Source organism: Halomonas sp. BM-2019 (genome assembly GCF_017584085.1).
Window position 1 is genome coordinate 3066675 of record NZ_CP071922.1, and the last position, 2446, is coordinate 3069120.

The following is a 2446-nucleotide window of genomic DNA, read 5'->3' on the forward strand; positions in this document are numbered from 1 at the left end:
GGCCGCCGCCGCCTACAACGCCGGCCCCGGCCGGGTCGACCGCTGGCTGGCCGACGCCCCGGAGGAGTTCGACCTCTTCGTGGAGAGCATTCCCTTCCGCGAGACACGCCTCTACGTGCAGGCGGTGCTCAGCTACCGGGCGATCTTCGAGAGCCTGGCCAACGGCGGCTCGAGCCAGGGGGTCACGATGCTCAGCCCCGCGGAGAAGACGGTGCGCTACGACCGCTCGCTGCTGGCCAGGAACTGAGCCCTGCCGCCACCCGAGTCGACCGCCCCGGCCCTCGCCGGGGCGGACTCTTTCTGCCACTTCGCACTCTGGCGTGAGCTGTTCTGCGGGTTTCAAGGTGGGAGGCCGGATCAGCCCGGGGGGCGCTCCAGCGCCAGCTTGACGCCGAAGGCGACCAGCACCGCCCCGGTCATCCCGTTCAGCGCCTGGGAGAAGAGACGGCTGGCCAGCAGGCGCCCGGCGCTGCCCACCATCACCGCGATGGCCACCTGCCAGAGGTTGGCGATCACGAAATGCACCCCGGCCAGGAACAGCGACTTGGCCAGCGCCGGGTCGCCGGGAGCGATGAACTGCGGCAGGAAGGCCATGTAGAAGACCACCGTCTTGGGGTTGAGCACGTTGGAGAGCAGCCCCTCGCGCAGGGGCCGCCACGCCGGCACCGGCCGGCGTTCGCCGCAGACCCCGGCCACCGGCAGCCCGCGGCCGCGGCGCGCCGCCAGCAGGCTCTGCACGCCCAGCCATACCAGGTAGGCGGCCCCGGCGAGCTTGAGCAGCTGGAAGGCCCAGGCGGACTGCAGCAGGATCAGCGAGATACCCAGCGCCGACACCGCGGCGTGCACGAAGAGTCCGCAGCAGATCGCCAGGCTGGTCAGCACGCCGTCACGCACCCCGCCTCGGGCGGTGTTGCGGATCACCAGCAGGGTGTCCACCCCGGGGCTCAGGGTGAGCAGGGTGATCGCCACCAGGAAAGGCCAGAACTGGGCGTCGATGAACATGGCTCGGGGCCTACCTTGCGTCGAGAAGCGGGCTTGCTGCCCGGAGGGATTCGATCTACAGTGGGTTTGCGGCTGGCGGACGGGCAGATGAAAACCGGACCGTCGGGGTGTCACGGCACCCTGTCGCAGCGTTGGTCAACAGGAAACAAGTCGTCGGTTGTCGTTCGATTCCCTCGATACACGCGGTGCGCACTTCTTCCTCCTCTTGCCCACGCTCTTCGGGCCTTCGCCTTGGCGAGCCCGGCACGACCAATACAGTATGTTAAGGAAATCGACAATGGCAACTGGCACTGTCAAGTGGTTCAACGACACCAAGGGCTACGGCTTCATCTCTCCGGACGACGGCGGTGACGACCTGTTCGCCCACTTCTCCGAGATTCAGGCTGACGGCTTCAAGACCCTGCAGGACGGCCAGAAGGTCACCTTCGAGGTTACCCAGGGCAAGAAGGGCCTTCAGGCCTCCAACATCCGCCTCGCCGACTGATCCGGCGCGCGGTCGGCCACGCGAACCAGGCGTCGCCGCAGCGAGAAGGCCCACCTTGCGGTGGGCCTTTTTCGTGTCGGCGGGGCCCCTCGGGGCGCCCACCTACTCCATGGGCTCGAACTGGATGTCCTCGCCGGCCTCCATGGGCTCGAACTCGGGGAGCTCCTGCTCCACCTCATCGAACTGCTCCTGCAGGCGGCGCTGCGCCTCCTCGAAGCGGCGCTCCTGCTCCTCGATGATCGCATCGATCTCGGAGCTGGTGGGCCCGCCGGTATCCAGCGCCTCATCCTCCAGGCCGGTGTCGAAGTCCATGCCGGCGTCGAAGGCGTCGTCGTCCTCCAGGGGCTCGGGTACCGCGGCCTCCCCCTCGGCCTCCTCGAACTGCTCCTCGATGCGCCGCTGCGCCTCCTCGAAGCGCCGCTCGGTCTCCTCGAGCATGGCATCGATGTCGTCGGCGGTGGTCTCGCCGGGCAGCGCCGCGCCCTCGTCCAGGGTGGTGGCCGGTGATTCGCCCAGGGTGTCCGCCTCGGGGATCTCCTCGGGAACCTCATCGGGATCGGGCACCTCGGCCGCCGGGGCTTCAGCTTCATCGGCCTCGTCATCCACCAGCCCGGCCTGCTCCTCGGGGGACAGCTCGTCGTCCAGGGGCTCGGCCGGCTCGGCACTCTCCTCCACGGCGGCGGGCTCGGCCGGCGGCTCCTCGGCCGCCGGGTCCGCTTCGTCACCGTTGCCGCAGCCGGCCAAGCCCAGGGCCATGAGGGCCGCCAGCAGCGCGGGTTTCCAGGGTCTCTTCACCATTCTCTCGTCACTCCTGCTTCCAGGGCGAACATTGCACCAGAGCGGCCGGCCTGCCGCAAGGAAACCAAGGTCGAGCACTAATCGTCACGCAGCGGCAACGGACACCCCAGGGTCCAGGCCACGGCACGCAGCAGCTCGGCCTCCTGCGGGGCGATGCGGCCA

At 69.1% G+C, this 2446-nt stretch carries 3 protein-coding genes and 1 pseudogene; 2 read left to right on the top strand and 2 right to left on the bottom strand.

Annotated features, from left to right (window positions below):
- A pseudogene (locus J5F18_RS15305) lies at positions 1-247 on the top strand (lytic murein transglycosylase); the annotation flags it as partial.
- Between the two features lie 110 nt (positions 248-357).
- On the opposite strand, the gene J5F18_RS15310 reads toward J5F18_RS15305, so the two are convergent.
- Entirely contained in the window at positions 358-1002 is a 645-nt protein-coding gene (locus J5F18_RS15310; protein ID WP_346299427.1) for a LysE family translocator, read from the bottom strand.
- Between the two features lie 277 nt (positions 1003-1279).
- On the opposite strand from J5F18_RS15310, the gene J5F18_RS15315 reads away from it, so the two are divergent.
- On the top strand, positions 1280-1486 hold the full coding sequence (locus tag J5F18_RS15315; RefSeq protein WP_346299428.1) for a cold-shock protein: 207 nt from the start codon (positions 1280-1282) through the stop codon (positions 1484-1486).
- 102 nt (positions 1487-1588) lie between these two features.
- On the opposite strand, the gene J5F18_RS15320 is transcribed toward J5F18_RS15315, so the two are convergent.
- Positions 1589-2284 (bottom strand): hypothetical protein, encoded by a 696-nt coding sequence (locus J5F18_RS15320; protein WP_346299429.1) that lies wholly within the window; start codon positions 2282-2284, stop codon positions 1589-1591.
- Positions 2285-2446: the final 162 nt, after the last annotated feature.